The sequence below is a fragment of the Herbiconiux sp. genome, from assembly GCF_023264855.1.
Lineage (GTDB): Bacteria > Actinomycetota > Actinomycetes > Actinomycetales > Microbacteriaceae > Herbiconiux.
Window position 1 is genome coordinate 34535 of the sequence record NZ_JAHFUW010000024.1, and the last position, 23425, is coordinate 57959.

23 protein-coding genes are annotated in these 23425 nt (G+C 68.9%); 9 read left to right on the forward strand and 14 right to left on the reverse strand.

Translation table 11 applies throughout. The annotated features are described in order from the left end of the window. Positions 1-8 precede the first annotated feature (8 nt). Positions 9-1061, reverse strand: a complete 1053-nt coding sequence (locus tag Q0D75_RS11230) for a glycerophosphodiester phosphodiesterase family protein (RefSeq protein ID WP_291053279.1) — start codon at positions 1059-1061, stop codon at positions 9-11. 87 nt (positions 1062-1148) lie between these two features. Between Q0D75_RS11230 and Q0D75_RS11235 the strand changes: the two genes are divergently transcribed. Beyond that, positions 1149-1967 (forward strand): Bax inhibitor-1/YccA family protein, encoded by an 819-nt coding sequence (locus Q0D75_RS11235; RefSeq protein ID WP_291053282.1) that lies wholly within the window; start codon positions 1149-1151, stop codon positions 1965-1967. Between the two features lie 93 nt (positions 1968-2060). Here Q0D75_RS11235 and guaA read toward each other — a convergent pair whose 3' ends face one another. The 7 genes from guaA to Q0D75_RS11270 all read right to left on the reverse strand — a co-directional run bounded on the left by guaA (position 2061) and on the right by Q0D75_RS11270 (position 10084). Then, the gene (guaA, locus tag Q0D75_RS11240; protein WP_291053338.1) at positions 2061-3632 is read right to left on the reverse strand and encodes a glutamine-hydrolyzing GMP synthase; all 1572 of its coding nucleotides are present in this window, start codon (positions 3630-3632) and stop codon (positions 2061-2063) included. 58 nt (positions 3633-3690) lie between these two features. Next, positions 3691-4140, reverse strand: coding sequence for a DUF3817 domain-containing protein (locus Q0D75_RS11245; RefSeq protein ID WP_291053285.1), 450 nt, complete (start codon positions 4138-4140; stop codon positions 3691-3693). 4 nt (positions 4141-4144) lie between these two features. Further along, positions 4145-5020 carry an SURF1 family cytochrome oxidase biogenesis protein gene (locus Q0D75_RS11250; protein WP_291053288.1) on the reverse strand — a complete coding sequence of 292 codons (876 nt, stop codon included), beginning with the start codon at positions 5018-5020 and terminating at the stop codon, positions 4145-4147. Beyond that, positions 5017-6504, reverse strand: coding sequence for a cation:proton antiporter (locus Q0D75_RS11255; RefSeq protein ID WP_291053290.1), 1488 nt, complete (start codon positions 6502-6504; stop codon positions 5017-5019). The genes Q0D75_RS11250 and Q0D75_RS11255 overlap by 4 nt, the downstream gene beginning before the upstream one ends. Before the next feature lie 9 nt (positions 6505-6513). Continuing rightward, entirely contained in the window at positions 6514-7047 is a 534-nt protein-coding gene (locus Q0D75_RS11260) for a TrkA C-terminal domain-containing protein (protein WP_291053293.1), read from the reverse strand. Between the two features lie 129 nt (positions 7048-7176). After that, complete coding sequence (locus Q0D75_RS11265; protein WP_291053296.1) at positions 7177-8910, reverse strand: glycerol-3-phosphate dehydrogenase/oxidase; 1734 nt, start codon at positions 8908-8910, stop codon at positions 7177-7179. Positions 8911-8965: 55 nt separating this feature from the next. Further along, positions 8966-10084: a GuaB3 family IMP dehydrogenase-related protein gene (locus Q0D75_RS11270; RefSeq protein WP_291053299.1), complete on the reverse strand. Its 1119-nt coding sequence runs from the start codon at positions 10082-10084 to the stop codon at positions 8966-8968. Between the two features lie 66 nt (positions 10085-10150). On the opposite strand from Q0D75_RS11270, the gene Q0D75_RS11275 reads away from it, so the two are divergent. Together Q0D75_RS11275 and Q0D75_RS11280 are read left to right on the forward strand one after the other, a co-directional pair. After that, positions 10151-10495, forward strand: a complete 345-nt coding sequence (locus Q0D75_RS11275; RefSeq protein ID WP_291053302.1) for a hypothetical protein — start codon at positions 10151-10153, stop codon at positions 10493-10495. 171 nt (positions 10496-10666) lie between these two features. After that, positions 10667-11272, forward strand: coding sequence for a helix-turn-helix domain-containing protein (locus tag Q0D75_RS11280; RefSeq protein WP_291053305.1), 606 nt, complete (start codon positions 10667-10669; stop codon positions 11270-11272). Here Q0D75_RS11280 and guaB read toward each other — a convergent pair. Further along, positions 11269-12771: an IMP dehydrogenase gene (guaB, locus tag Q0D75_RS11285; RefSeq protein ID WP_291053308.1), complete on the reverse strand. Its 1503-nt coding sequence runs from the start codon at positions 12769-12771 to the stop codon at positions 11269-11271. The genes Q0D75_RS11280 and guaB overlap by 4 nt on opposite strands. A 248-nt stretch (positions 12772-13019) precedes the next feature. On the opposite strand from guaB, the gene Q0D75_RS11290 reads away from it, so the two are divergent. The 5 genes from Q0D75_RS11290 to Q0D75_RS11310 all read left to right on the forward strand — a co-directional run bounded on the left by Q0D75_RS11290 (position 13020) and on the right by Q0D75_RS11310 (position 17670). Further along, positions 13020-14318, forward strand: coding sequence for a branched-chain amino acid ABC transporter permease (locus Q0D75_RS11290; RefSeq protein WP_291053311.1), 1299 nt, complete (start codon positions 13020-13022; stop codon positions 14316-14318). Positions 14319-14332: 14 nt separating this feature from the next. Further along, a complete protein-coding gene (locus tag Q0D75_RS11295) occupies positions 14333-15310 on the forward strand; it encodes a branched-chain amino acid ABC transporter permease (protein ID WP_291053314.1) in 978 nt (325 codons plus the stop codon). Continuing rightward, positions 15303-16304 carry an ABC transporter ATP-binding protein gene (locus Q0D75_RS11300; RefSeq protein ID WP_291053317.1) on the forward strand — a complete coding sequence of 334 codons (1002 nt, stop codon included), beginning with the start codon at positions 15303-15305 and terminating at the stop codon, positions 16302-16304. The genes Q0D75_RS11295 and Q0D75_RS11300 overlap by 8 nt, the downstream gene beginning before the upstream one ends. Continuing rightward, complete coding sequence (locus Q0D75_RS11305) at positions 16301-17125, forward strand: ABC transporter ATP-binding protein (protein WP_291053320.1); 825 nt, start codon at positions 16301-16303, stop codon at positions 17123-17125. Before Q0D75_RS11300 ends, Q0D75_RS11305 begins: the two co-directional genes overlap by 4 nt. Positions 17126-17193: 68 nt before the next feature. Further along, complete coding sequence (locus tag Q0D75_RS11310) at positions 17194-17670, forward strand: hypothetical protein (protein WP_291053321.1); 477 nt, start codon at positions 17194-17196, stop codon at positions 17668-17670. 66 nt (positions 17671-17736) lie between these two features. Here the strand turns inward: Q0D75_RS11310 and Q0D75_RS11315 are convergent, their stop codons facing one another. The 4 genes from Q0D75_RS11315 to groES form a co-directional block, all read right to left on the reverse strand. After that, the gene (locus tag Q0D75_RS11315) at positions 17737-19095 is read right to left on the reverse strand and encodes an ABC transporter substrate-binding protein (protein ID WP_291053323.1); all 1359 of its coding nucleotides are present in this window, start codon (positions 19093-19095) and stop codon (positions 17737-17739) included. A 127-nt stretch (positions 19096-19222) separates the two neighbouring features. Next, positions 19223-20035, reverse strand: a complete 813-nt coding sequence (locus Q0D75_RS11320; RefSeq protein WP_291053325.1) for an ABC transporter substrate-binding protein — start codon at positions 20033-20035, stop codon at positions 19223-19225. A gap of 20 nt (positions 20036-20055) precedes the next feature. After that, the gene (gene rarD, locus Q0D75_RS11325) at positions 20056-21036 is read right to left on the reverse strand and encodes an EamA family transporter RarD (protein ID WP_291053328.1); all 981 of its coding nucleotides are present in this window, start codon (positions 21034-21036) and stop codon (positions 20056-20058) included. A gap of 87 nt (positions 21037-21123) precedes the next feature. Then, the gene (gene groES / locus Q0D75_RS11330; protein ID WP_066041091.1) at positions 21124-21420 is read right to left on the reverse strand and encodes a co-chaperone GroES; all 297 of its coding nucleotides are present in this window, start codon (positions 21418-21420) and stop codon (positions 21124-21126) included. 145 nt (positions 21421-21565) lie between these two features. Between groES and Q0D75_RS11335 the strand changes: the two genes are divergently transcribed. After that, on the forward strand, positions 21566-22756 hold the full coding sequence (locus Q0D75_RS11335; RefSeq protein WP_291053332.1) for a class I SAM-dependent methyltransferase: 1191 nt from the start codon (positions 21566-21568) through the stop codon (positions 22754-22756). A gap of 58 nt (positions 22757-22814) precedes the next feature. Here the strand turns inward: Q0D75_RS11335 and Q0D75_RS11340 are convergent. Further along, positions 22815-23425 (reverse strand): DUF4190 domain-containing protein (locus Q0D75_RS11340; protein WP_366513439.1); only part of this gene is annotated, 611 nt, incomplete at its 5' end.

Genomic DNA, 23425 nt, shown 5'->3' on the forward strand with positions numbered 1-23425 from the left:
AGGCAAGTTTACGGCGCACCACCGACGCTGCCGCATGCGGCCAGGGCCAGATCGGGCTGGTCGGCGAACACGCCGTCCACCCCGCTCGCGAGGATGGCCCGGAACTCGTCCTCCCAGCGCCCGAACGCGCCCGCAGCCTTGCCGATGCGGTAGTTCTTCGGCAGAAAACGGTTCTCGGCCCGCAGTGTCCAGGTGAACACGTCCAACCCGGCGGCGTGAGCCCGATCGACCAGGTCGGATGCCCGGTGCGCCGCTCCGGCGGCATCGCGCGGGAGGATCATCGCCTTGTCCACGCTGATGCCGTCGACGAGGCCGGCCAGAGCACGCAACCCCTCGTCCGTGAGCTCCTCGGCGTACGTCGGAGCCTTCGAGCCGTGCCGCGCGACGGCATCGAATGCGCTCCCCGAGCCCTCGACCAGATACGTGTAGTGCGCGGGGAGGCCCGTGCCCCTCAGAGCGAGCAACGGCGTCTTCTCGAACGACTCGATCACCAGCCGCCCTCCTCGATCCGACCAGCCGGATGAAGCCAGCTCGCCGGCCACGAGTTCGGCCAACGGCATCCCGATCGACTCGAAATAGGTCGCGTGCTTGAGCTCGACGACCACCTTCTTCCCGGCCGCCGGGGTCGAGGAGGAGAAAGAGGCTGACGACGCCTCGTCCGCGATCCGCAGCACGTCGGCCAGCCGCAGCAGTCCGAAGCGCCCGTCGAAGCTCGCGCTCGAGGGCCGGACGGCCGGCAGCCTCTCCACGGCGCGGAGGGTCTGCAGCTCGGCCCAGGTGAAGTCCTCGGTGAACCAGCCGGTGAGCGAGGCGCCGTCGATGCGCTTCGTGGTGCGGCGCGCGGCGAACTCGGGCCGCGACGCGACATCCGTGGTGCCGGAGATCTCGTTCTCGTGCCGCACCACCGCCACGCCGTCGCGGGAGAGCACGATGTCGGGCTCGACCGCATCCGCTCCCAGGGCGAAGGCGAGCTCGTACGCCGAGGCGGTATGTTCCGGGCGGTAGCCGCTGGCTCCGCGGTGTCCGATCACGAGGGGGCGGGCATCCGCAAGTCGTCTCACATTCCGAGGCTACGCCGAGGTGGGTGCACTACCCTGGGAAGACTCGATCACCTTTCCGAGTCCACCATCCAAGACAGAGAGACTGACATGGCCACCCCGTCTTCCAGCAATCCGGCGTTCTCCCGCAACCCCGTCTTCAACGGCAAAGAGGTGCAGAACATCTCCGCCGAGGGTCTGCAGTCGATGTACGAGCAGCCCTCCGCCACCACCTCCGACACGCAGCGGATGAGCTACGACGGCGTCATCCTGAAGACGGCCGGCATGTTCGTGGTGCTGCTGGCCACGGCGGCCATCGGCTTCATCGCCATGTTCCCCACCCCCACGGTGCTCGGCCTCGGCCTGATGATCGGCGGCGTGGTGGGCGGCCTCATCCTGGGCCTGGTGAACGCGTTCAAGCGGGAGCCCTCCGTTCCGCTGATCCTGCTCTACGCGGCCTTCGAGGGCCTCGCGGTCGGCGCGATCTCGGGCATCTTCGAGGCGCGCTGGTCGGGCATCGTGCTGCAGGCCGTGCTCGCCACCTTCGCGGTGTTCGGCGTCACGCTGGCGCTCTTCGCGAGCGGCAAGATCCGTGCCTCCAAGCGCGCGACGAAGATCTTCCTGATCGCGATGGTCGGCTACGGCGTCTTCTCGCTGCTCAACTTCATCCTGATGGTCACCGGCGCCGTCACCGACCCGTGGGGCCTGCGCGGCGCCACGATCGGCGGCTTCCCGATCGGCATCATCATCGGCCTGCTGGCCGTGCTGCTGGCCGCCTACTCGCTGGTGCTCGACTTCGACTCCATCCAGCGCGGCGTCAAGGCCGGTGCACCCCGCAAGTACGAGTGGTCGGGCGCCTTCGGCCTCGTGCTCACGCTGGTCTGGCTCTACCTCGAGCTGCTGCGCATCATCGCGATCTTCCGCAACTAGCGCCGGGCCCGCGAGGGCCCGTGCAGCGCAACGAAGAAGGCCCCGTCCGAATGGACGGGGCCTTCTTCGTTGCCGCCGATCAGCAGCGGAGCATCACTCCCACTCGATCGTTCCCGGCGGCTTCGACGTCACGTCGAGCACGACCCGGTTGACGCCGGAGACCTCGTTCGTGATGCGGTTCGAGATGCGCGCCAGCACGTCGTACGGCACGCGCGTCCAGTCGGCGGTCATCGCGTCTTCGCTGGAGACGGGGCGCAGCACGATGGGGTGCCCGTAGGTGCGCCCGTCGCCCTGCACGCCTACCGAGCGCACGTCGGCGAGCAGCACCACGGGGCACTGCCAGATCTCGGCGTCGAGCCCGGCGGCGCTCAGCTCGGCGCGCACGATGGCGTCGGCCTGGCGCAGCAGCTCGAGGCGCTCGAAGGTGACCTCGCCGACGATCCGGATGCCGAGACCGGGGCCGGGGAACGGCTGGCGCCCCACGATCACCTCGGGCAGTCCGAGCTCGCGGCCGATGGCCCGTACCTCGTCCTTGAACAGGGCCCGCAGCGGCTCGACGAGTTCGAACTGCAGGTCTTCGGGCAGACCGCCCACGTTGTGGTGGCTCTTGATGTTCGCGGTGCCGCTGCCGCCGCCGGATTCCACGACGTCGGGGTACAGGGTGCCCTGCACCAGGAAGCGGATCGGATCGCCGTCGGCCTCCGCCTCGGCCAGCAGATCGGCCTGGGCCTGCTCGAAGGTGCGGATGAACTCGCGCCCGATGATCTTGCGCTTCTGCTCGGGGTCGCTGACGCCGGCGAGAGCGTTCAGGAACTGCTCGCGTGCATCGATGGTGACCAGGCGCACGCCGGTGGAGGCCACATAGTCCTCTTCCACCTGGCGGCGCTCGCCTTCGCGCAGCAGACCGTGGTCGACGAACACGCACACCAGCTGGTCTCCAACGGCCTCGTGCACGAGGGCGCCGGCCACGGCCGAGTCGACCCCGCCGGAGAGCGCGCAGATGACCCGGCCGCTGCCGACCTGGGCGCGGATGGCGGCCACCTGGTCGGCGATCACGTTGCCCGGGTTCCACTCGGCCGGGATGCCGGCCGCGCGGTGCAAGAAGTTCTCGATCACGTTCTGGCCGAACGGCGAGTGCTTCACCTCGGGGTGCCACTGCACGCCATAGAGCCCGCGCGACGAGTCGGCGAACGCGGCCACCGGGGTCGACGAGGTGCTGGCGAGCACCTCGAAGCCCTCGGGCGCCTGCACCACCGAGTCGCCGTGGCTCATCCACACGGTCTGCGCCGCGGGCTGCTCGCCGAGCAGCGTCGACGACGGTGCGGTGGCGGCATCCAGAGCCACGTCGGTGGAGCCGTACTCACGGGCGCCGGTCTTCGCGACCTCGCCGCCGAGGGCCTTGGCCATCACCTGGAAGCCGTAGCAGATGCCCATCACGGGAACGCCGAGTTCGAGGATCTCAGGGTCGAGCGCCGGAGCGCCCTCTTCGTACACGCTCGACGGGCCGCCCGACAGCACGATGCCCACCGGGTTCTTCGCGGCCACCTCGGCGGCGGTGATCGAGTGCGGCACGATCTCGGAGTACACGCTGGCCTCGCGCACGCGCCGGGCGATCAGCTGCGCGTACTGCGCGCCGAAGTCGACGACCAGAACGGGCCGGGTCAGCTCGTTCGCCGGTGCTGTCTCGGCAGGGCTCTGCGCCTCGGCAGGGGACTCTGATCCGCTAATGGGATGCCTCCACGGGTTCGGGGGTTGCGGCGCCGGCCTCACGCTGGGCGAGGTAGGCCTTGACCTCGCGCGCGATCCGCGCTTCGAGGAAGAAGGAGAGGAACGGGATGACGCCTCCGAGGGCGATCAGAACGAACCGCAGGAACGGCCAGCGCATGAGGCTCCACAGCCGGAAGTCGGAGAACAGGTACACCACGTAGAACCAGCCGTGGGCGATCAGGATGCCCGTGCTCAGGTTGACGGCGACGGTGGTTCCCTCGGGCACGAAGGCCAGCAGGCCGCGCGGCCCGCCGAGCTCGAGCTCGACGCCGATGGGGGTGTACTTCAGCAGCATCTCCACGCAGAGCAGCAGCAGCATCACGCCCGTGATCACGGAGGCGACCTGGTAGAACTTCAGCGCTCCGCGGATGCGCGGGAAGTCCTTCGGTTTGGGTTGCAGGGCCATGGATCTAGGATACCCGCGCATCCGGAGCGCTGTCGGCGGCCCCGGAGGCCCCGGACGCCTCGGACGCCTCGGCGGCCTCCTCGAGCTCGCGCTCCCAGGCGTCGCGCACGAGCCGGTACCAGAAGTAGATCGCGAAGCCCGCGAACACCACCCATTCGGCGGCGTAGAAGATGTTCAGCCAGTTCAGCTGCACCGAGCGGTCGGGCTCGGGCGAGGCGATCGCGGTGAGGCCGGGCGGAGCATCCTGCAGCACCAGGTAGCCGCCGTACACATCCGCCGCCCCGTCGAACTCGCTCCAGCGGTTGATCAGCGAGGCCACGGCCATCGAGGTCTCCAGCGGCTGGCCGTCGAGCGTCGAGGGTGTGGTGATCGGCTTCTCGATATCGCTGGCGGCCGGCGCCTCGGTGGGCAGGTACCGGCCGGTGACCTCTTCGGAGACCGCACCGGCGCCCTCCGACAAGGCTAGAGCGCTCGCCCTCGCCGCCTCCCCGTCGGCCGTCCAGCCCAGGGCCACGGCGAGGTACGTGTCGGCCGGCTCGTCGACCTCGAACTGCCCGATCACCCAGTATCCGGGCGTTCCCTCATCGAGCCGGTCGGCGAGGATGCCGTAGCCCGAGGCCACGAAATGCCCCGACACGGTGACCCGCTGAGCGGCCTGAGACTCGAGCACCGGCGTCTGCGGGGTCGTGACGTCGGCGAGCGGGCGCACGGTCTCGGTCTCGGAGTAGATGTCGGCACCGTTGCTCACGGCGCGGCCCAGTTGCCACTGCCCGAGCGCGGCGAAGATACCCGCCACGACGAGGGCGAGCACGAGCACGCCGATCCAGCGGGGGCGTCGCATGACGCTGAAGACGGTGATGCTGCCGGCGGGCGAACTCAATACTCGCTGTCCCTTGCCTTGGTGTCGTATTCGTCGTATTCGTCATAGCCGTCGGACTGCTGCATCGCCTGCTCGATCAGGCGGTCGGCTTCCGACCGAACGGGGGTCGCGGAGGTTCCGGATGCGTCTGCGGCGGTGTCGCGGTCGGATCCGGTTCGGCCACCGCGCTGCTCGCCGTCCCCGTCACCGTCCGCCGCCTCCATGAGCGCGATCGCCTCGTCGGCCGACAGGTCGCCGTCGGAACCGCCCCGGCCGACCACGCCGCCCGATGCACCCGACGACGCCGCCGCAGCCGCCAGCGCCGCCGCCTTCTTGCGTTTCGTGCCGAGCACGACCGCGCCGATCCGCTCGGAGTTGACGGCGAGCACCGGCCCGATGATGGCCATGATCAGCACGTACAGCCCGGCGAACGGCTGGATGCGCGAATCCAGCCCCGCCGCCAGCGCGAGCGTGGCGAGGATGAGCGCGAACTCGCCCCGGTTCTGCAGGATGGCGGTCGTGTTGATGCCCGCCTGCGGCCCGAGCCCGTTTAGCCTCGCCACGAACTGCCCCGCGACGATGTTCAACCCGATGGTCATCGCCACGGCGATCGCCACGGGCCCGATCACCTCGGGGAACTTCGAGGGATCCAGGCCCAGCCCGAAGTTCAAGAAGAAGAAGGCGCCGAACACGTCGCGCAGCGGGATCGCGATCTGCTCGATCCGGTTGCGGTAGCGGGTGGCGCCCAGCACGAGACCGATCAGGAACGCGCCGATCGCATCCGTCACCCCGAGGATCTCGCCGAGCCCGCCGAACATGATCGCCAGCCCGAAGAACAGGATGGTGAACAGCTCGGTGTCCTTCGTGCGGAACAGCCGCGAGACGAACTTCCCGCCCCAGCGCGCCACCGCGAACATCAGCACCAGGAACAGGAACGAGATGCCGAGTTTGCCGATCACCGGCCACACCTCGGTCTCGCCCGAGAGCACCACCGAGACGATCGCGAGGTAGATGGCGATGAAGAGGTCTTCGACCACGGTGACGCCCAGGATCATCGGCGTCTCGCGATTGGCCAGCCGGTTCAGCTCGATCAGCAGCTTCGTCACGATCGCACTCGAGGAGGTGGCCGTGATGCCCGCGATGATCAGCGTCTCACGGGTTCCCCAGCCCACCATGAAGCCGAAGGCGAGCCCCACCAGCATGTTGATGGCGATGTACGAGCCACCGGAGATGACGAGCTTGCCCGCATTGGAGAAGAACTCGTCCTGATCGAACTCGAGACCGAGGTTGAACAGCAGCAGGATCAGCCCGAAGACCGCGATCAGCTCGATGTAGTCGGTGTGCTCGTAAGAGAGCGGGAACCAGCCGAAGTGCGGGCTCGCCAAGAGCCCCACGACCATGTAGATCGGGATGGCCGGGAGGCCGATGGACTTGCCCAGTCGCCCCAGCACGTAGGCCAGGACGAAGAGGATTCCGAGGATGAGGAGGTCGGGCCCTAGGTGCATACGGCCGGCTCAGCTTCCGGGCGGACCGTCGAGGGCTCCTGCTTTCGCCTTCATCTCGCCGGTGCGGAAGAAGGTGAAGGCCTTGGCGACCTTCTCCGGCGAACCGGCCACCACGAGGGTGTCACCGGGGAAGACCTTGAAGTCGGGCGCCGGGGCCGGGTTCGCGGAGTCGCCGCGCACCACGGCCACGACCGTGAGGCCGGCGATGCCGCGCTCGGCGGGCGAGCCGAGGGGCTGGCCGGCGATGTGGTCTTCGTAGTCGACCGTGAACCAGTCGATCGAGAGCCCGGGAATCTGGTCGAGCGCCGTCAGCGACTCGGTGATCTGGGTGCCGCCGAGCAGCTCGGCGAGCGTGTGGGCCTCGTCTTCGGAGAGCCGGAGCGAGACCTTCGTGGCATCCGAACCGTCTTCGTCGTCGGCGAAGGTGATGAGGTCGCTGTGGCCCGAGCGGTGCGCGATCACGCCCACCTTGCCGCCGTCGGAGGTGTAGAAGGTGTGCAGTACCCCGACTCCGGGAAGCTTCACGCGCCGCACGTCGACCATGGCCGTCTCCTCCAGCTGTCACCGCGATGCTTCGGATGGGCTCGATCCGAATGGCGGTGTCATCAGTTTAGCCGAGCGCAGGAGAGCCCCCGCCGGAGCGGGGGCCCTGTTCGCGCTGAGCGTGCGAGGTCAGTTGGTCGGGACGATGTCAGGGGCCTCGAGGCGGATGCGCTCGGCCGACTCGTCGTCGGGCTGCTCCTGGCTCGCACGTTCCGCGGTGACGCGCTCGAGATAGACCGCGACCTCGTGGTCGATGGTCTCCTGGTCCCAGCCGAGCACTCCGCCCATCAGGGCGGCGGCGACGGGAGCGGCCGAGACGCCGCGGTCCCAGGCCTCGATCGAGATGCGGGTGCGCCGGGCGAGTACGTCGTCCAGGTGCAGCGCGCTCTCGTGCGAGGCCGCGTAGACCACCTCGGCGCCGATGTAGTCGTCGGCACCCGGCAGCGGCTCGGCGAGCGTCGGGTCGGCGAGGATGAGGTCGAGCAGCTCATCCGTCAGCGTTCCGTAGCGGTTCAGCAGGTGCTCGATGCGCACGGTGTGCACACCGAACTTGCGCGCGATCTTCGAGCGCTTGTTCCAGGCGGCCTGGTAGCCCTCGGCGCCGAGCAGCCCGATGTCCTGGGTCACCGAGGGCGAGATCTTGCCGTCGAGCGCCGAGACGGCGGCGTCGATGGCATCCTTCGCCATGATGCGATAGGTCGTCCACTTGCCGCCCGCGATCACCACGAGGCCGGGAACCGAGTGCGCCACCAGGTGCTCGCGCGAGAGCTTCGAGGTCTGCTCGCTCTCGCCGGCCAGTAGCGGCCGCAGGCCCGCGTACACGCCCTCGACGTCTTCGCGCGTGAGCGGAACCGCGAGCACCTTGTTCACGTGCGCGAGCAAGTAGTCGATGTCGGCGGCGGTGGCGGCCGGATGCGCCTTGTCGAGGTGCCAGTCGGTGTCGGTGGTGCCGATCAGCCAGTGGCGACCCCACGGGATGACGAAGAGCACGCTCTTCTCGGTGCGCAGGATGAGACCCGACTTGCCCTGGAACCGATCGCGCGGCACGACGAGGTGGATGCCCTTGGAGGCGCGCACCTTGAACTGCCCGCGCTCGCCCACCATGGCCTGGGTGTCGTCGGTCCACACACCGGTCGCGTTCACGACCTGCTTCGCCTTGATCTCGAACTTCTCACCGGTCTCGAGGTCGTGCGCTTTCACGCCGACGACCCGCTGGCCGACCTTGAGGAAGCCCTCGACCTGCACCCGGCTGGCGACGTGCGCGCCGTAGGAGGCGGCGGTGCGGGCGAGGCTCGCCACGTAACGGGCGTCGTCGACCTGGGCGTCGTAGTAGGTGATCCCGCCGATCAGGGCGTCTTTGGCCAGGCTCGGCATGAGCTGCTGAACCTGCTTGCGCGACAGGTGGCGGTGATGCGGGACCCCGGGAGGGCGGCCCCCCGAGTAGCTGAAGATGTCGTACAGCAGCATCCCGGCGCCGATGTAGACGCGCTCGAACACGCGCTTGTTCAGCGGGTAGAGGAACCGTACGGGCTTCACCAGGTGCGGCGCGATGCGCTGCAGCAGCAGGCCGCGCTCGGTGAGCGCTTCGCGCACCAGCCGGAAGTCGAGCTGCTCGAGGTACCGGATGCCGCCGTGCACGAGCTTCGACGAGCGGCTCGAGGTGCCGGAGGCCCAGTCCCGCGCCTCCACCATGCCGACGCGCAGGCCCCGGGTCGCCGCATCCAGAGCGCTGCCGGTGCCGACGATGCCGCCGCCGACCACGAGGATGTCGAGCTCTTTGGTCTTGAGCGTCTCGATGGCGGCCGCGCGCTCTTCCGGACCGATCTTGGTCGGATGCGAAACCGAGGTGGGGCTGGTGGCCATGAGACTCTCCTTCGTTGGTGAGCTAGCTGCGTGCCCTCTCCACGCTAGTCATGCTCTAGTCGACCCGGTAGGGGGCGACCACGACTTCGATCCGCTGGAACTCCTTGAGGTCGGAGTAGCCGGTGGTCGCCATCGAGCGGCGCAGGGCGCCGATCAAGTTGGCGGTGCCGTCGGCGACGGGCGAGGGGCCGTAGAGGATCTGCTCGAGCGGGGCGACCTGGCCCACGTGCACGCGGTTGCCGCGGGGCAGCTGCGAGTGGTGCGCCTCGGGGCCCCAGTGGTAGCCGCCGCCGGGAGCATCCGTCGCCCGGGCGAGCGCGGTGCCGAGCATGACGGCGTCGGCGCCGACCGAGATGGCCTTCACGATGTCGCCGGAGGTGCCGAGGCCGCCGTCGGCGATGACGTGCACGTAGCGGCCGCCGGACTCGTCCATGTAGTCGCGGCGGGCGCCGGCCACGTCGGCGACGGCGGTGGCCATCGGGGCGTGGATGCCGAGGGTGGCGCGGGTGGTGGAGGCGGCTCCCCCGCCGAAGCCCACGAGCACACCGGCGGCGCCCGTGCGCATGAGGTGCAGGGCCGCGGTGTAGGTGGCGGCGCCGCCCACGATCACGGGAACGTCGAGCTCGTAGATGAACTTCTTGAGGTTCAGCGGTTCGACGGTCTTCGACACGTGCTCGGCCGAGACGGTGGTGCCGCGGATGACGAACAGGTCGACGCCGGCGGCGACCACGGTCTCGTACAGCTCCTGGGTGCGCTGGGGCGAGAGCGCTCCGGCGACGGTGACTCCGGATGCCCGGATCTCGGCCAGGCGGGCGGTGACCAGCTCGGGCTTGATCGGCTCGGAGTAGATCTGCTGCATCCGCTCGGTCGCCTGGCCCTCCGGCAGGTCGCGGATCTCGGCCAGCAGCGGCTCGGGGTCCTCGTAACGCGTCCACAGCCCCTCGAGGTCGAGCACGCCCAGGCCGCCGAGCTGCCCGATCATGATGGCGGTCTGCGGCGAGACGACGGAGTCCATCGGGGCGGCGAGCACCGGGATGTCGAACTGGTAGGCGTCGATCGACCAGTTCACCGACACGTCTTGCGGGTCGCGGGTGCGCCGCGAGGGCACGACCGCGATGTCGTCGAAGGAGTAGACGCGGCGCCCACGCTTGGCCCGGCCGATTTCAATTTCCATCACGCCTCATCCTATCGGGCGGGCGCGATCCCGCCCGGATCCGACAGCCATGACCTAGTATGAGCTATGCTCACTTCACCTCCTCCCCCCACCACCGGGACGCGTCCGGTCGCTCGCCTCATCGTGGCCGCCTACGCGGCGCCCGTCGTGATCGGCGTGATCACGCTTCTGCTCGCGGCGTCCGTACCGGACGATTCCGGCGCAATCCTGAGCTGGGGCCCTTTTTCGATGCTTCCCGCAGGGCAATCCATGATCGCTGCGCTGACGATCGCTGGCATTGCGTCGGGGTCAGTCGCGATGGCGCGAGCGCAGCCCCGGCACATCTGGATTCCTGCGGTCGCCATCTGGCTCAACTCTGCGGCCCTCATCGTCTGGTTCATTCCGGGAGTGATCGAGATCTTCCCCGCCTGAAGGGTGGGCATGGTTCACTCCAGCGAGTCTGAGCGCCACCTCGTGCACTATGGCGGAGGTCGGGCTCACAATCGCTGGAGTGAACCGCACTTCGCCCGCCAGTACCTGGATTCGCGTCTCGGCAGGCTGATCGGAGGGCGCGGGCGGTAGGTTCGGCGGGGAGGAGGCCGCATGTCCAAGATCACGCGGGAGCAGATCGTCGCGGCGAGCACGGCGATGATCGCCGACGAGGGGGCCGAGGCGTTCTCGATGCGGCGGCTCGCCGAGCGGCTCGGGGTCACGCCGATGGCGCTCTACCACCACGTGGGCAACCGCGAGCGGCTGCTGCACGCCGTGCTGCACGAGGTGTCGGGCCGGCTCGAGCGCCCCGAGCTCCCCGCCGACCCGCGTGAGCGCGCCCTTGCGGTAGCGCTGTCGTTCCACGCGTTCCTGCGCGCGAACCCCTGGGCCATCCCGCTGATCAGCGTCGGCCGCACCGACGCCCAGGAGGGCATCTGGGTCTCCGAGCAGCTCGTGCAGGCCGCGGTGGATGCGGGTGTTCCGGATGAGGCCGCGTTCCGCTTCTTCCGCGTGGTGCTGGCCGTGGTCGTGGGGCAGGTGGTCGCCTTCCCGCCCGGTGGCGACGACGCCGAAGACGTCGAGCTGCCTCCGCCCGATCCCTCGGACGAGGGACCCGGCCTGCACCGCTTCCTCCGGCGCTGGTCGGCCTACGACCGTCGGCTCTCGGTGGAAGCGCTGCTGAGATCCGTCATCGACGCCCAGCTGCCCGCACTCTAGCGGCGGTAGTTGGGGGCCTCGACGACCATCTGCACGTCGTGCGGGTGCGACTCCTTGAGCCCGGCGGCGGTGATCCGCACGAAGCGGCCCTTCGCCTTGAGCTCGGGGATGGTGCGCGCTCCCACGTAGAACATCGACTGGCGGAGGCCGCCGGCCAGCTGGTAGGCCACGCTGCCGAGCGGGCCGCGGTAGGGCACCTGGCCCTCGATGCCCTCGGCGATCAGCTTGTCGTCCGACGGCACGTCCGATTGGAAGTAGCGGTCCTTCGAGTACGAGGTCTTCTCGCCGCGGGTCTGCAGCGCTCCGAGCGAGCCCATGCCGCGGTAGTTCTTGAACTGCTTGCCGTTGATGAACACCAGGTCGCCGGGGCTCTCGTCGCAGCCCGCGAGCAGCGAGCCGAGCATCACGGTGTCGGCACCGGCCACGAGGGCCTTCGCGATGTCGCCCGAGTACTGCAGGCCGCCGTCGGCGATCACGGGAACACCCGCCTCGCGCGCGGCCAGCGAGGCTTCGTACACGGCGGTGACCTGGGGCACGCCCACACCGGCCACCACGCGGGTGGTGCAGATGGAGCCGGGGCCCACGCCCACCTTGATGGCGTCGGCACCGGCTTCGACGAGCGCCTGGGCGCCCGAGCGGGTGGCCACGTTGCCGCCGATCACGTCGACGTCGGCGAAGGCCGGGTCGCTCTTGAGCCGGCGGATGATGTCGAGCACGCCCGCGCTGTCGCCGTTCGCGGTGTCGACGACGATCACGTCGACGCCCGCGTCGAGCAGGTTGGTGGCGCGCTGCCAGGCGTCGCCGAAGAAGCCGATGGCGGCTCCGACGCGCAGGCGGCCCGCGGAATCCTTGGTGGCGTTCGGGTACTTCTCGCTCTTGTCGAAGTCCTTGACGGTGATGAGGCCGGAGAGGCGCCCGGCGTCGTCGACGATCGGCAGCTTCTCGATCTTGTGCTGCGCGAAGATGGCGACCGCGTCATCCGGGTCGACGCCCACCCGCGCGGTGATGAGGGGCATCTTCGTCATGACGTCGCGCACGAGCGTGGTCGACTTCTCGAACTGGGAGACGAAGCGCATGTCGCGGTTCGTGATGATGCCCACGAGCACGCCCTGGCCGTCGACCACGGGCAGTCCCGAGACGCGGTACACGCCGCACAGGGCGTCGACCTCGGCCACGGTCGCATCCGGAGTCGTGGTCACCGGATCGGTCACCATGCCCGACTCGCTGCGCTTCACCCGGTCGACCTGCTCGGCCTGGTCGGAGATGGAGAGGTTGCGGTGCAGGATGCCCAGGCCGCCCTGGCGCGCCATGGCTACGGCCATCCGCGATTCGGTGACGGTGTCCATCGCGGCGGAGAGCAGCGGAGTGGCCACATCGATCCGCTTGGTGAGGCGGGACGTGGTGTCGGCCTCGCTCGGGATGACGTCGGTGTGCCCCGGCAGGAGCATCACGTCGTCATAGGTCAGCCCCACAAAACCGAACGGATCCGCCTGGTCCATACATCTCCTCACGCCCAACGCCTAGGTCAATCGTAACCGTTAGGAACTGCGCGGTATTCCGTGTAGAAATGACGACAGCCGAAAGAGGTGTCCACTCGAAACACCGTGGACACATTTCGACTGTATGGTCTAGCAAAGTCGCTACGACCATAGCCACGGAGAAGCCCGCTGCACCCGGGTTTCTCCCACCAGGAGGTGCTGACTTGATCGCAGGAATCCGCATCGGACCAGGAGTCCGACTCGTCACGATGATCCTCACAGCCCTAGCGCTGTGTCTGGGTGTCGTGCTCGGATCAGGGGCGCTGACCGCGAACGCGGCCACCACCCCGGTGCCCACTCCCGCCCCGACACAATCGGGTGATTTCACCAACACGTACACGATCACCGGCATCCTGCGCGACGGCGACACCCTCGTCACCGGCGCCGAGATCACGGTGGAGGGCGGCGGCTTCAGCGAGGTCGCCACCACCGACGACACCGGCCGCTGGTCGGTCGTCGTGCCCGAGAAGGGCGAGTACACCGTCACCCTCGACGTCGACACGCTCCCCGAGGGGGTGGCCCTGCGCGACGCCGACAAGTCGACCGCCACGGTGGCCGCCGACGAGTGGCAGGTGAACACGATCACCCGCTCGTTCCCCTTGGGTGCGGACACCCGGCAGACGACGGGCTTCTTCGAGCAGTTCCTGCAGCGCCTCGCGGCCGGCCTCAACTTCGGCCTGCTGATCGCCCTGGCGGCCATCGGCATCACGCTGATCTTCGGCACCACCGGTCTCAACAACTTCGCGCACGGCGAGATGGTGACCTTCGGCGCCATCGTCGCCTGGGTGTTCGCGGTGCTGCTCGGCCTCAACATCTTCGTGGCGATGGTCATCGCGCTCGTGCTCGGCGGCGTCTTCGGCTACCTCAACGACTGGTTGCTCTGGAGACCCTTGAGGCGAAAGGGGGTGAAGCTCGTCCAGGCGATGATCGTGTCGATCGGTCTGGCCATCGCAGTTCGCTACCTCTACCTCTTCAACATCGGCGGCGACACCAAGACGATGAGCGTCGGGCTGTCGGATGTCGTGGTGCTGGGCCCCGTGCGCATCACCACCGGCTCCATCATCAGCATGGTGATCTCCATCGTGGCGCTGCTGCTGGTGGGCCTGTTCCTCACCCGCACCCGCATCGGCAAGGCGACCCGGGCGGTGAGCGACAACCCGTCGCTGGCGGCCGCATCCGGAATCGACGTCGACCGCATCATCCGCATCGTCTGGGTTCTCGCCGGCGCCCTGGCCGCCCTCGCCGGCGTGATGCTGGCGCTGTACCGCCAGGTGTCGTGGGACATGGGCTTCCAGGTGCTGCTGCTGATGTTCGCGGCCGTCACCCTCGGCGGACTCGGATCGGCCTACGGCGCGCTCGTCGGCTCGATCGTGGTGGGACTCTTCGTCGAACTCTCGACGCTGTTCATCCCCGCCGACCTCAAGTACGCGGCAGCCCTCGTGGTGCTGATCGTGGTGCTGCTCGTACGGCCCCAGGGCATCCTCGGCCGCAAAGAACGAATCGGTTAAGGGAGGAGAGACTCATGGACTGGGGAAACATCTTCGGAAACGCCGTCGGCGAGATCATCTCACCGACCACCGCGGCCTACGCCCTCGCGGCCATCGGCCTGGGCGTGCACTTCGGCTACACCGGCCTGCTGAACTTCGGCCAGGCGGCCTTCCTCCTGATCGGTGCGTACGCGTTCGCGATCCCGACGCTGGCCGGGGCGCCGATCATCGTCGCCGTGCTCAGCGCCATCATCTGCTCGGTGATCTTCGCGTTCATCCTGGGCATCCCGACACTGCGACTGCGGGCCGACTATCTGGCGATCGTCACCATCGCCTCCGCCGAGGTGGTGCGGTACATCGTCACCACGACGGGGCTGACCGACTTCACGGGTGCGGCCAACGGCCTTTCCGGCTTCAAGGGCACCTTCGCGGCGATCAACCCGATCCCGCAGGGCACCTACGGCTTCGGTCCGTTCACCTACAACGAGTACGACTGGTGGGTGCGGATCGTCGGCTGGGCGCTCGTCATCCTCGCCAGCGTGCTGGTGTTCCTCTTGATGCGCAGCCCCTGGGGCCGTGTGGTCAAGGGAATCCGGGAAGACGAGGATGCCGTGCGCAGCCTCGGCAAGAACGTCTACTCCTACAAGATGCAGGCGCTCGTCATCGGTGGTGTCATGGGCTCCGTGGCCGGCATCGTATTCATCCTGCCGAGGGCGGTGCAGCCGGCGAACTACACCACCGGCCTCACCTTCTTCATCTGGACGATCATGCTGCTGGGCGGCGCGGCCACGATCTTCGGGCCCATCGTCGGCTCGATGATCTTCTGGGTCGTGCTCTCGCTCACCCAGGGCATCCTGTACGGCGCCATCGAGTCGGGGGCGCTGACCTTCATCTCCACCACCCAGGCCGGGCAGATCCGCTTCATCCTCGTCGGTGTCGCGCTGATGCTCCTGGTCATCTTCAGGCCGCAAGGCATCTTCGGAAACAAGAAGGAGCTGTCCTTCAGTGTCTAACCTCCCCTCTTCCCAGACCGCCGTCCCGCAGACCCATCCGCTCGTCAAAGGCGAGGTCGGCCCCGGATGCGCCAAGACCGATCCGATCGTCATCGCCGACAGCGTCACCCGTCAGTTCGGTGGCCTCAAGGCCGTCGACGTGGCGCACCTGGAGATTCCGCGCGGCAAGATCACGGCCCTGATCGGCCCGAACGGCGCCGGCAAGACCACCATGTTCAACCTGCTCACCGGCTTCGACAAGCCGAACACCGGAACGTGGGAGTTCGACGGCAAGTCGCTCGCCGGCGTTCCGGCGTTCAAGGTGGCGCGGGCCGGCATGGTGCGCACCTTCCAGCTCACCAAGTCGCTGGGCCGCCTCTCCGTGCTGCAGAACATGCTGCTCGGTGCCACCGGGCAGCGCGGCGAGGGCCTGTTCAGCTCGCTGGTCAAGCCGCTCTGGCGCAAGCAGGAGGAAGAGAACACGGCACGCGCCGACGACCTGCTCGCCCGATTCAAGCTCGACGCCAAGCGCGAGGACTACGCGGCCTCGCTCTCGGGAGGCCAGCGCAAGCTGCTCGAGATGGCGCGCGCGCTGATGTCGAACCCCGAGCTGATCATGCTCGACGAGCCGATGGCGGGCGTGAACCCCGCGCTCACGCAGTCGCTGCTCGGGCACATCAAGAACCTCAAGGACGACGGCACCTCGGTGCTGTTCGTCGAACACGACATGCACATGGTCATGCACATCTCCGACTGGGTGATCGTGATGGCCGAGGGCCGCGTGGTGGCCGAGGGGCCGCCGGAGACCGTCATGAAGGATCCCGCCGTGATCGACGCCTACCTGGGCGCCCACCACGACGAAGACCTCGGCGATCTGATGGAGGACGGGCCCAACCCGGTGCTGGAGGCCGAGCGCAAGGCGCGCGAGGCACATCCGGAGATCGAGGCCGAGCACGAGGCGGCCGGCTATGCCGAGCCCGTCACGCCCGCCAGCCGCGAGGAGGAGCAGCGATGAGCAGCATCGACCCCAACGAGATGAACGCCGAGACCAATACGCTGGCCGAGGAGGGTTCGAGTGCACACACGCTCGCCCCCACCGACCGCGGCGGGGCGGTGCTGAAGACCGAGAACCTGGTCGGCGGCTACCTGCCCGGCGTCAACATCCTGAACGGCTGCACGATCGAGGCCTACCCGGGCGAGCTGATCGGCATCATCGGCCCGAACGGCGCCGGCAAGTCGACGGTGCTGAAGGCGATCTTCGGCCAGATCAAGATCCGAAGCGGCCGGGTCATCCTGAAGGGCGAGGACATCACGGGTCTCCGCGCGAACAAGCTGGTCACCAAGGGTGTCGGCATGGTTCCGCAGAACAACAACGTGTTCCCGAGCCTGACGATCGAGGAGAACCTCGAGATGGGCCTGTTCCAGAAGCCGTCGATCTTCGCCGAGCGATTCGACTTCGTCACCACGCTGTTCCCGGAGCTCGGCAAGCGCCGCAAGCAGCGCGCCGGCTCGCTCTCGGGCGGTGAGCGCCAGATGGTGGCGATGGGCCGTGCGCTCATGATGGAGCCCTCGGTGCTGCTGCTCGACGAGCCCTCGGCGGGCCTCTCGCCGGTTCGCCAGGACGAGACCTTCATGCGGGTGCACCAGATCAACCGAGCCGGCGTCTCGGTGATCATGGTGGAGCAGAACGCCCGCCGCTGCCTGCAGATCTGCGACCGCGCGTATGTGCTCGACCAGGGCCGCGACGCCTACACGGGCACCGGCCGCGAGCTGATGAAAGACCCGAAGGTCATCGAGCTCTACCTCGGCACCCTGGCGGCCGACCAGGGCCACTAGGTTCTCCCGCCGAAATAGGTAGCAACTGCTCAGAAGGGTGGTCGCCTCCGCGGACATAGTCTCGCGAGGTGACCACCCTTCTGGCGTTCTCCCCCGACATCGCACCCCTCACCCTCTCCGGCCCCCGTGAAGCCCGTCTGCGGGCATTTGCGGCACGGAACGGGTTCGTCTACGACCGTGGCGCCCCGGGCCCGCCTGCGGCGGCCGGGCTGTTCGGGGTCGGCCACCGAGGTCGCACGCTGCGGCGGTTCCGGGGCGGCCACGACGGCCGTCGCCTCGAGATCGGCAACTTCGCATGCCGCACCCGCTATTCGTGTCCCTGGTCGCGGGTGCTGACCGGCTACCTCATCCTGGGGCCGGTTCCGGATGCCGCATCCGCTCCCCCGGGCTGGGCGCGCCGCCCGGCCCCGGCCGCCGAGCCCACGGCCCACGTCGAGGCGGGTGGAGGCTCAGTCCTCGTGCACACCCTCGAGCCCTTCGCCTTCGATCACGCCGCCACCTGGGATCGCATCGCCCTGCTCGTCGGCCACGCCTCCCGGCTCTAGCACCGCAGACGCAGAAAGGCCCGGCACCCTCCGAAGAGGGGCCGGGCCTTCCGCTGTTCGGGAGGACTACTCCGCGAGCGAACCGAACTCGACGTTCAGCGGCGCGTAGGTGTTGTCCTGGCCGTACTGGTAGATACCGATGTAGGCCTCGGTCGGGTCGCCGTTGTCATCGAAGGTGATGGGTCCGGAGACGCCGTCATAGTCGATGTCGGTGCCCGCCGCCAGCAGGTCGGCGCACTCGGAGAAGGTGGTGCACTTGGTGCCCCCCTCCGAGACGGCCTGCATGTTGGCCTGGATGACCGGACCGGTCGCCGAGCCACCCGCGATGGCCGCGAGGGCCATCAGGTTGACCGCGTCGTACGACTCAGCGGCGTAGCTGAAGTCGTTCAGGTCGGGGTTCACACCGAGCAGCTTGGCCTTGAACGCGTCGTCGGCGAGAACGCCGGGGAGCGTGCCCTTGGCGCAGTTCAGGGTTCCGGCGTCGAAGTCCTCGTCGTAGTTCGACAGGTTGCCGTCCACGAAGTAGACCTTGCTGCCGTCGAAGCCCTTGGTTCCGACGAGCTCGGGGATGATGACCTTGGTCTGGTCGAAGGCGATCACCGCGATGGCGTCGGGGTCTTCGGCCACGACCGCGTCGATCTGCGACGAGAACTGGCTGTCGCCCTCGTTGAAGGCCTCAGCGGCGACGACGGTTCCACCGGCGGCCTCGACGGCCTTGGAGACGTTCTCTTCGAGACCGGATCCGTAAGCGTCGTTGAGGTAGATGATGCCGATGTTGGTGTTGCCGTCGTTGACCATCAGGTTGCCGAGCACGCGGCCCTGCAGCACGTCGGAGGGAGCGGTACGGAAGTAGTACCCGCCGTCGGCGTAGGTCGAGAAGTCGGGCGAGGTGTTCGCCGGCGAGATCTGGACGACCTGGGCACCGGTCACCTGGTCGATGAAGGTGAACGAGACACCCGACGAGGCGGCACCGACGATGCCGGAGACGCCCTGGCTGAGCAGGTCGGTCGCCGACTGGGTCGCGATGTCGGTCGTGGTGTCACCGGAGTCGCGGTGGATGACCTCGACGTTGCCGCCGAGCACGCCGGCGGTCGACGCGTTGATCTCGTCGACGGCGAGGTCGACACCCGCGATCTCGGGCGGGCCGAGGAAGGCCAGGCTGCCGGTGGTCGGCAGGATCGAGCCGAGCTTGAGGCTGGTGGCACGGTCGATCTTCGCGGCCGGTGCCTCAGCGGTGATGTCGGCCGCTGCGGTGGCCGCATCCGGGCCACAGATGGCTGCTGCCGCCGTGGTCTCTCCGCCGTCGGTGCTCGGCGACGATGCGCACGATGCCAGCAGCAGAGCGCCGGCACTGAACGCGGCAACGCCCGCAACGATGGAGAGGGGCTTCGAGCGCGAGACCTTGGCCTTCGCAAATACGCTCATGGTGCTCCTTATGTGATTGTGTGCAGATTCTCGGCGGATTCGTGGAATCGACCGTGGATTCACGTTATGCGGCATTGGGTGCCCAGACAATACATCGGTGTTACAGCCGTGTAACACGGCCGAATCGTTACCTCCCGGTGACCTGCGCGATCCCGAGGGTTCCGGAGACGCCGGAGTAGCGGATGCCGGTCTGTGCGCCGAGCGCATCCAGGCAGGCGCCGTAGCTCGAGCAGGCCACGCTGCCCGAGGTCACGGCGGGGAGGAACTGGGCGATGGAGGCCGGGCCGTCGTCGCCCGCCATCGTCGCCGCCAAGGCGATCATCACAGCGGCGTCGTAGCTCTCCGCCCCGAACCGGGTGTCGGAGAGGGTGGGATCGGCCGAGCGCAGCCGGGCGGCGAACGACTCGTCGACAGCGACCGGCTCCCCGACCGCGCTCAGGCCCGGCAGCCCGGCGGCGACCGCGGCGTCCGCGAACGGCGCCTGCAGGCCGGGTCGGCTCGGCCCCACCAGAGCATCGGCGCCCCGCCCGATCAGTGCCGCGACCCCGTCGGCCGTCTGCGTCGTGCTCGTGTCGCCGGCATCCGCGTGCAGCACGAGCACGCTCCCGCCGCCGAAACCACCCGCCTCGCCGATGTCGCGCGCGGCGAGCTGCACTCCGGCGAGCTCGGCCGCGCCGAACGAGCCCTCCGCGCCCGTCAGCGGCACCACGGCCCCGATCACGAGGGTGCCGTCGCCGCTCGGCATGGGCTGCGCCATGGTCGCGATCGGCGCGGGCGCAGCAGAGTCGTTCGCGGCGTCGGAGCCGCCGGCGAAGCATCCGCTCAGCACCAGCAGCGATGCGATTCCGAGTGCACCGGCGATCACACCGCGCGGCACGGCGAACCGGTCGGCTGCAGCGGATGCCGGGCGGGGCGGGCCCGGGGCGAACGGGGTAGTCATACTCCGATCACTGTATCGCCCTAGACCGGGTCGATCTCCGGGCCGCTCGACGCCTCCGCCGCACCCGCGTCCCGCGTGCGACGCGAGGCCCGCACGCCGTCGATCACCAGGATGACCAGCGCGGCCCATACGATCACGAACCCGGCGAGCCGCTCCGGCGGCATCGGCTCGTGCAGCACCAGCACTCCGGCCAGGAACATCAGCAGCGGCGCGATGTACTGCACGAGCCCGAGGTACACCAGCGGAAGGCGCCGGGCCGCCGACGCGAACAGCAGCAAGGGCACCACGGTGGCGATGCCCGACGAGGCCAGGATGAGGGCGTGCCCGGCGCCGAGGGTGCCGAACACGAGCCCCGGCCCCAGCGCCACGACGATCAGCTGCACGGTCGCGACCGGTGCGAGCCAGGCGGTCTCCAGCGTCAGTCCGCTGACCGCGTCCACCCGCGGCCCGACCTTCTTCTTCACCAGCCCGTAGGCGCCGAACGTGCCGGCCAGGATCAGCGCGATCCACGGCACCGCTCCGTAGCCGACGGCCAGCACGAGCACGGCGACGGCACTCACCGCGATGGCCAGCCACTGCATCCAGCGCAGGCGCTCGCGCAGCACCACCACACCGAGCAGCACCGTCACCAGCGGGTTGATGAAGTACCCGAGCGAACTCTCCACCACATGGTCGGAGAGGGTGGCGATGATGTACACCGACCAGTTGACGTAGATCAGCGCCCCGGCGAGGCCCATGACCAGCAGCAGCCGAGGCTGACGGGCGATGGCCAGAAAGGGCTTCCACCCGCGGGTCACCGTGAGCAGTACGGCGCAGAACACCAGCGAGAACAGGATGCGCCAGCCGATCACCTCGAAGGCTCCGGCCGGCCGCATCAGCAAGAAGTAGAGCGGGAACAGGCCCCAGAGCACGTAGGCGCCGAGAGCCCGGATCAGCCCCGATCGGCGGCGCTCGGCTTCGGATCCCCCGATGTCGAGTCGGTTCGGGGATCGCGGGGGCACCGCGTCACTCTACTCGCGGGCGGCGCCCCGGAAACGCACAGAACCCGGATGGCCGAAGCCACCCGGGTTCTGAATCGAACGCTGGACTCAGCGGACGACGACGGCGAGCACGTCGCGCGCGGAGAGGACCAGGAAGTCCTCACCGGCGTACTTGACCTCGGTTCCGCCGTACTTGGAGTAGATGACCTTGTCGCCGACGGCGACGTCGAGCGGAACGCGGTTGCCGTTGTCGTCGATGCGGCCGGGGCCGACGGCGACGACTTCGCCTTCCTGAGGCTTCTCTTTCGCGGTGTCAGGGATGACCAGACCGGAAGCCGTGGTCTGCTCGGCTTCGACCTGCTTGATGACGATGCGATCCTCGAGCGGCTTGATGGAGACCGACACGGTTGACCTCTTCTTTCTCAGTTACAAAAACGTCTGGTTAGCACCCTCACTCCGAGAGTGCTAAGTCGAGTTTAGAGGCAGCGCTGGCACTCGCGCAACGTGAGTGCCAGACAATGACGCACCCCGTGCTTGCTACGGTTGCCGGATGGACTCCGCCGAGCTCACGCTCCTGTTCACCGCCGAGGGCCTACGCCTGCTCGACTCGCTCCCGCCCTATTCGGCGAAGGATGCGGTGGGCCAGGTCAGCGCCCTCAGAAAGGCCGGCCACTCCCCCGAGCTGGTCGCCGCCGTTCTCACCCAGTCGCGCCTGCGCGAGAAGGCGAAGGCCAAGTTCGGCGGCTTCGCCGACCGTCTGCTCTACACCCAGGCCGGCCTCGAGCAGGCCACCCGTCTGCGCGTCTCGGCGCTGCACGCCGGCCGCTTCCGCGACGCCGGCGTCACCAAGGTGGCCGACCTGGGCTGCGGCATCGGTGCCGACGCCCTCTCGCTGGCCGCCCTGGGCATCCCCGTGGTCGGCGTCGAGCGCGACGAGGTGACCGCCGCCGTCGCCGCCTACAACCTGGCCGGCTTCGAGGGCGCCGACGTGCGCCTGGCGGATGCCGAGTCGTTCGACCTCGACGGGTTCGACGGCGTCTACCTCGATCCGGCCCGCCGCACCTCCGGAACCGGCGAGACCAGCCGGCTCACGGATGCCGCCGACTACTCGCCCTCGATCGGGTTCGCGTTCGGTCTCGCCGAACGCCTGCCCACGGGCATCAAACTGGGCCCGGGCTTCGATCGCTCGCTGATCCCGGCCTCGATGGAGGCCCAGTGGGTCTCGGTCGACGGCCAGCTGGTCGAGATGGGCCTGTGGTCGGGGTCACTCGCCCGGCCCGGCATCCGTCGTTCGGCCTTGGTGCTGCACGCGAGCGGCACCGATGAGCTGACGGCCGGCGCCGACAGTGCCGATGCCGAGGTGCGCGAGCTCGGCGCGTACGTCTACGAGCCCGACGGCGCCGTCATCCGTTCTCGCCTGATCGGCGACCTGGCCGGGCGGCTGAACGCTGGGATGCTGTCGGCCGGCATCGCGTACCTCACCGGCGACGAGCGCGTCGACTCGCCCTTCGCCGCCGCGTTCCGGGTTCGCGAGCGCCTGCCCGCCGGCGAGGCGGCCCTCAAGAAGGCCCTGCGCGAGCGCCGGATCGGCACGCTCGAGATCAAGAAGCGCGGCATCGACGTGGATCCGGCCGCGCTGCGCACCCGGCTCGGCCTCAAGGGCCCCGAGTCGGCGACGCTCATCCTCACCCGCGTCGCCGGCGCGCACGAGGCCCTCCTGGTCGACCGCGTGCGGGAATGACGAACGCGGCGCCCCTCCGAGGAGGGAGCGCCGCGCTCTCGGTCGTGCGATCAACCGTTCAATACGAGTAGTACCCGCTCGTCCCGGCGGCCGCGACCACCAGCACGATCACGACGATGTAGATGATGATGCCGATCACCCAAAGACCGGTGAACACGTACGACAGGATCAAGCCCGCCTTCGCGAGCCCCCGGCCCTGCTCTCCCGTGCGGTCGATCTGCTTGAGCGAGATGTGCCCCGTCACGATGCCGGCGATCGAGAACACGAAGGCCAGGATGATCGTGATGATGGCCAGGGTGTTGTACGGCGCGGCGGCGGGCTGCTGGTAGCCGTAGTACTGCTGCGCGGGAGGCTGGTAGCCAGGAGGCGGCGTCTGGTACCCGCCGGCCGGGGGCTGCTGCTGCGCCTGCTGGTAGGCCGGAGCGGGCTGCCCGTAGGCCGGAGCGGCCGGCTGCTGCGGGTAGCTCGGTGCCCCGTAGGAGGGCGCGGGCGGCGCCGGCGGAGCGCTCGGCGGAACAGGGGCCGCCGGCGGGGTGGGCGCGGCGGGCGGGGTCGAAGCCGGCTCCGACGGGGTGACCGGGGGAACCGGCGGCTCTCCGGCGGAGGGTGTGGGGTTGTTCGTGTCGCTCACGGTGGGCGCCCTTCTTGTCGTCGGCCGCTGGCCGGCCT

Bases quoted from the DNA above. Each gene is read 5' to 3' on its own strand.
- Q0D75_RS11235 (WP_291053282.1), top strand. From the start codon at position 1,149: ATGGCCACCCCGTCTTCCAGCAATCCGGCGTTCTCCCGCAACCCCGTC.
- Q0D75_RS11245 (WP_291053285.1), bottom strand. From the start codon at position 4,140: ATGGCCCTGCAACCCAAACCGAAGGACTTCCCGCGCATCCGCGGAGCG.
- Q0D75_RS11255 (WP_291053290.1), bottom strand. From the start codon at position 6,504: ATGCACCTAGGGCCCGACCTCCTCATCCTCGGAATCCTCTTCGTCCTG.
- Q0D75_RS11260 (WP_291053293.1), bottom strand. From the start codon at position 7,047: ATGGTCGACGTGCGGCGCGTGAAGCTTCCCGGAGTCGGGGTACTGCAC.
- Q0D75_RS11265 (WP_291053296.1), bottom strand. From the start codon at position 8,910: ATGGCCACCAGCCCCACCTCGGTTTCGCATCCGACCAAGATCGGTCCG.
- Q0D75_RS11270 (WP_291053299.1), bottom strand. From the start codon at position 10,084: ATGGAAATTGAAATCGGCCGGGCCAAGCGTGGGCGCCGCGTCTACTCC.
- Q0D75_RS11275 (WP_291053302.1), top strand. From the start codon at position 10,151: ATGCTCACTTCACCTCCTCCCCCCACCACCGGGACGCGTCCGGTCGCT.
- Q0D75_RS11280 (WP_291053305.1), top strand. From the start codon at position 10,667: ATGTCCAAGATCACGCGGGAGCAGATCGTCGCGGCGAGCACGGCGATG.
- guaB (WP_291053308.1), bottom strand. From the start codon at position 12,771: ATGGACCAGGCGGATCCGTTCGGTTTTGTGGGGCTGACCTATGACGAC.
- Q0D75_RS11290 (WP_291053311.1), top strand. From the start codon at position 13,020: ATGATCCTCACAGCCCTAGCGCTGTGTCTGGGTGTCGTGCTCGGATCA.
- Q0D75_RS11295 (WP_291053314.1), top strand. From the start codon at position 14,333: ATGGACTGGGGAAACATCTTCGGAAACGCCGTCGGCGAGATCATCTCA.
- Q0D75_RS11305 (WP_291053320.1), top strand. From the start codon at position 16,301: ATGAGCAGCATCGACCCCAACGAGATGAACGCCGAGACCAATACGCTG.
- Q0D75_RS11315 (WP_291053323.1), bottom strand. From the start codon at position 19,095: ATGAGCGTATTTGCGAAGGCCAAGGTCTCGCGCTCGAAGCCCCTCTCC.
- Q0D75_RS11320 (WP_291053325.1), bottom strand. From the start codon at position 20,035: ATGACTACCCCGTTCGCCCCGGGCCCGCCCCGCCCGGCATCCGCTGCA.
- Q0D75_RS11335 (WP_291053332.1), top strand. From the start codon at position 21,566: ATGGACTCCGCCGAGCTCACGCTCCTGTTCACCGCCGAGGGCCTACGC.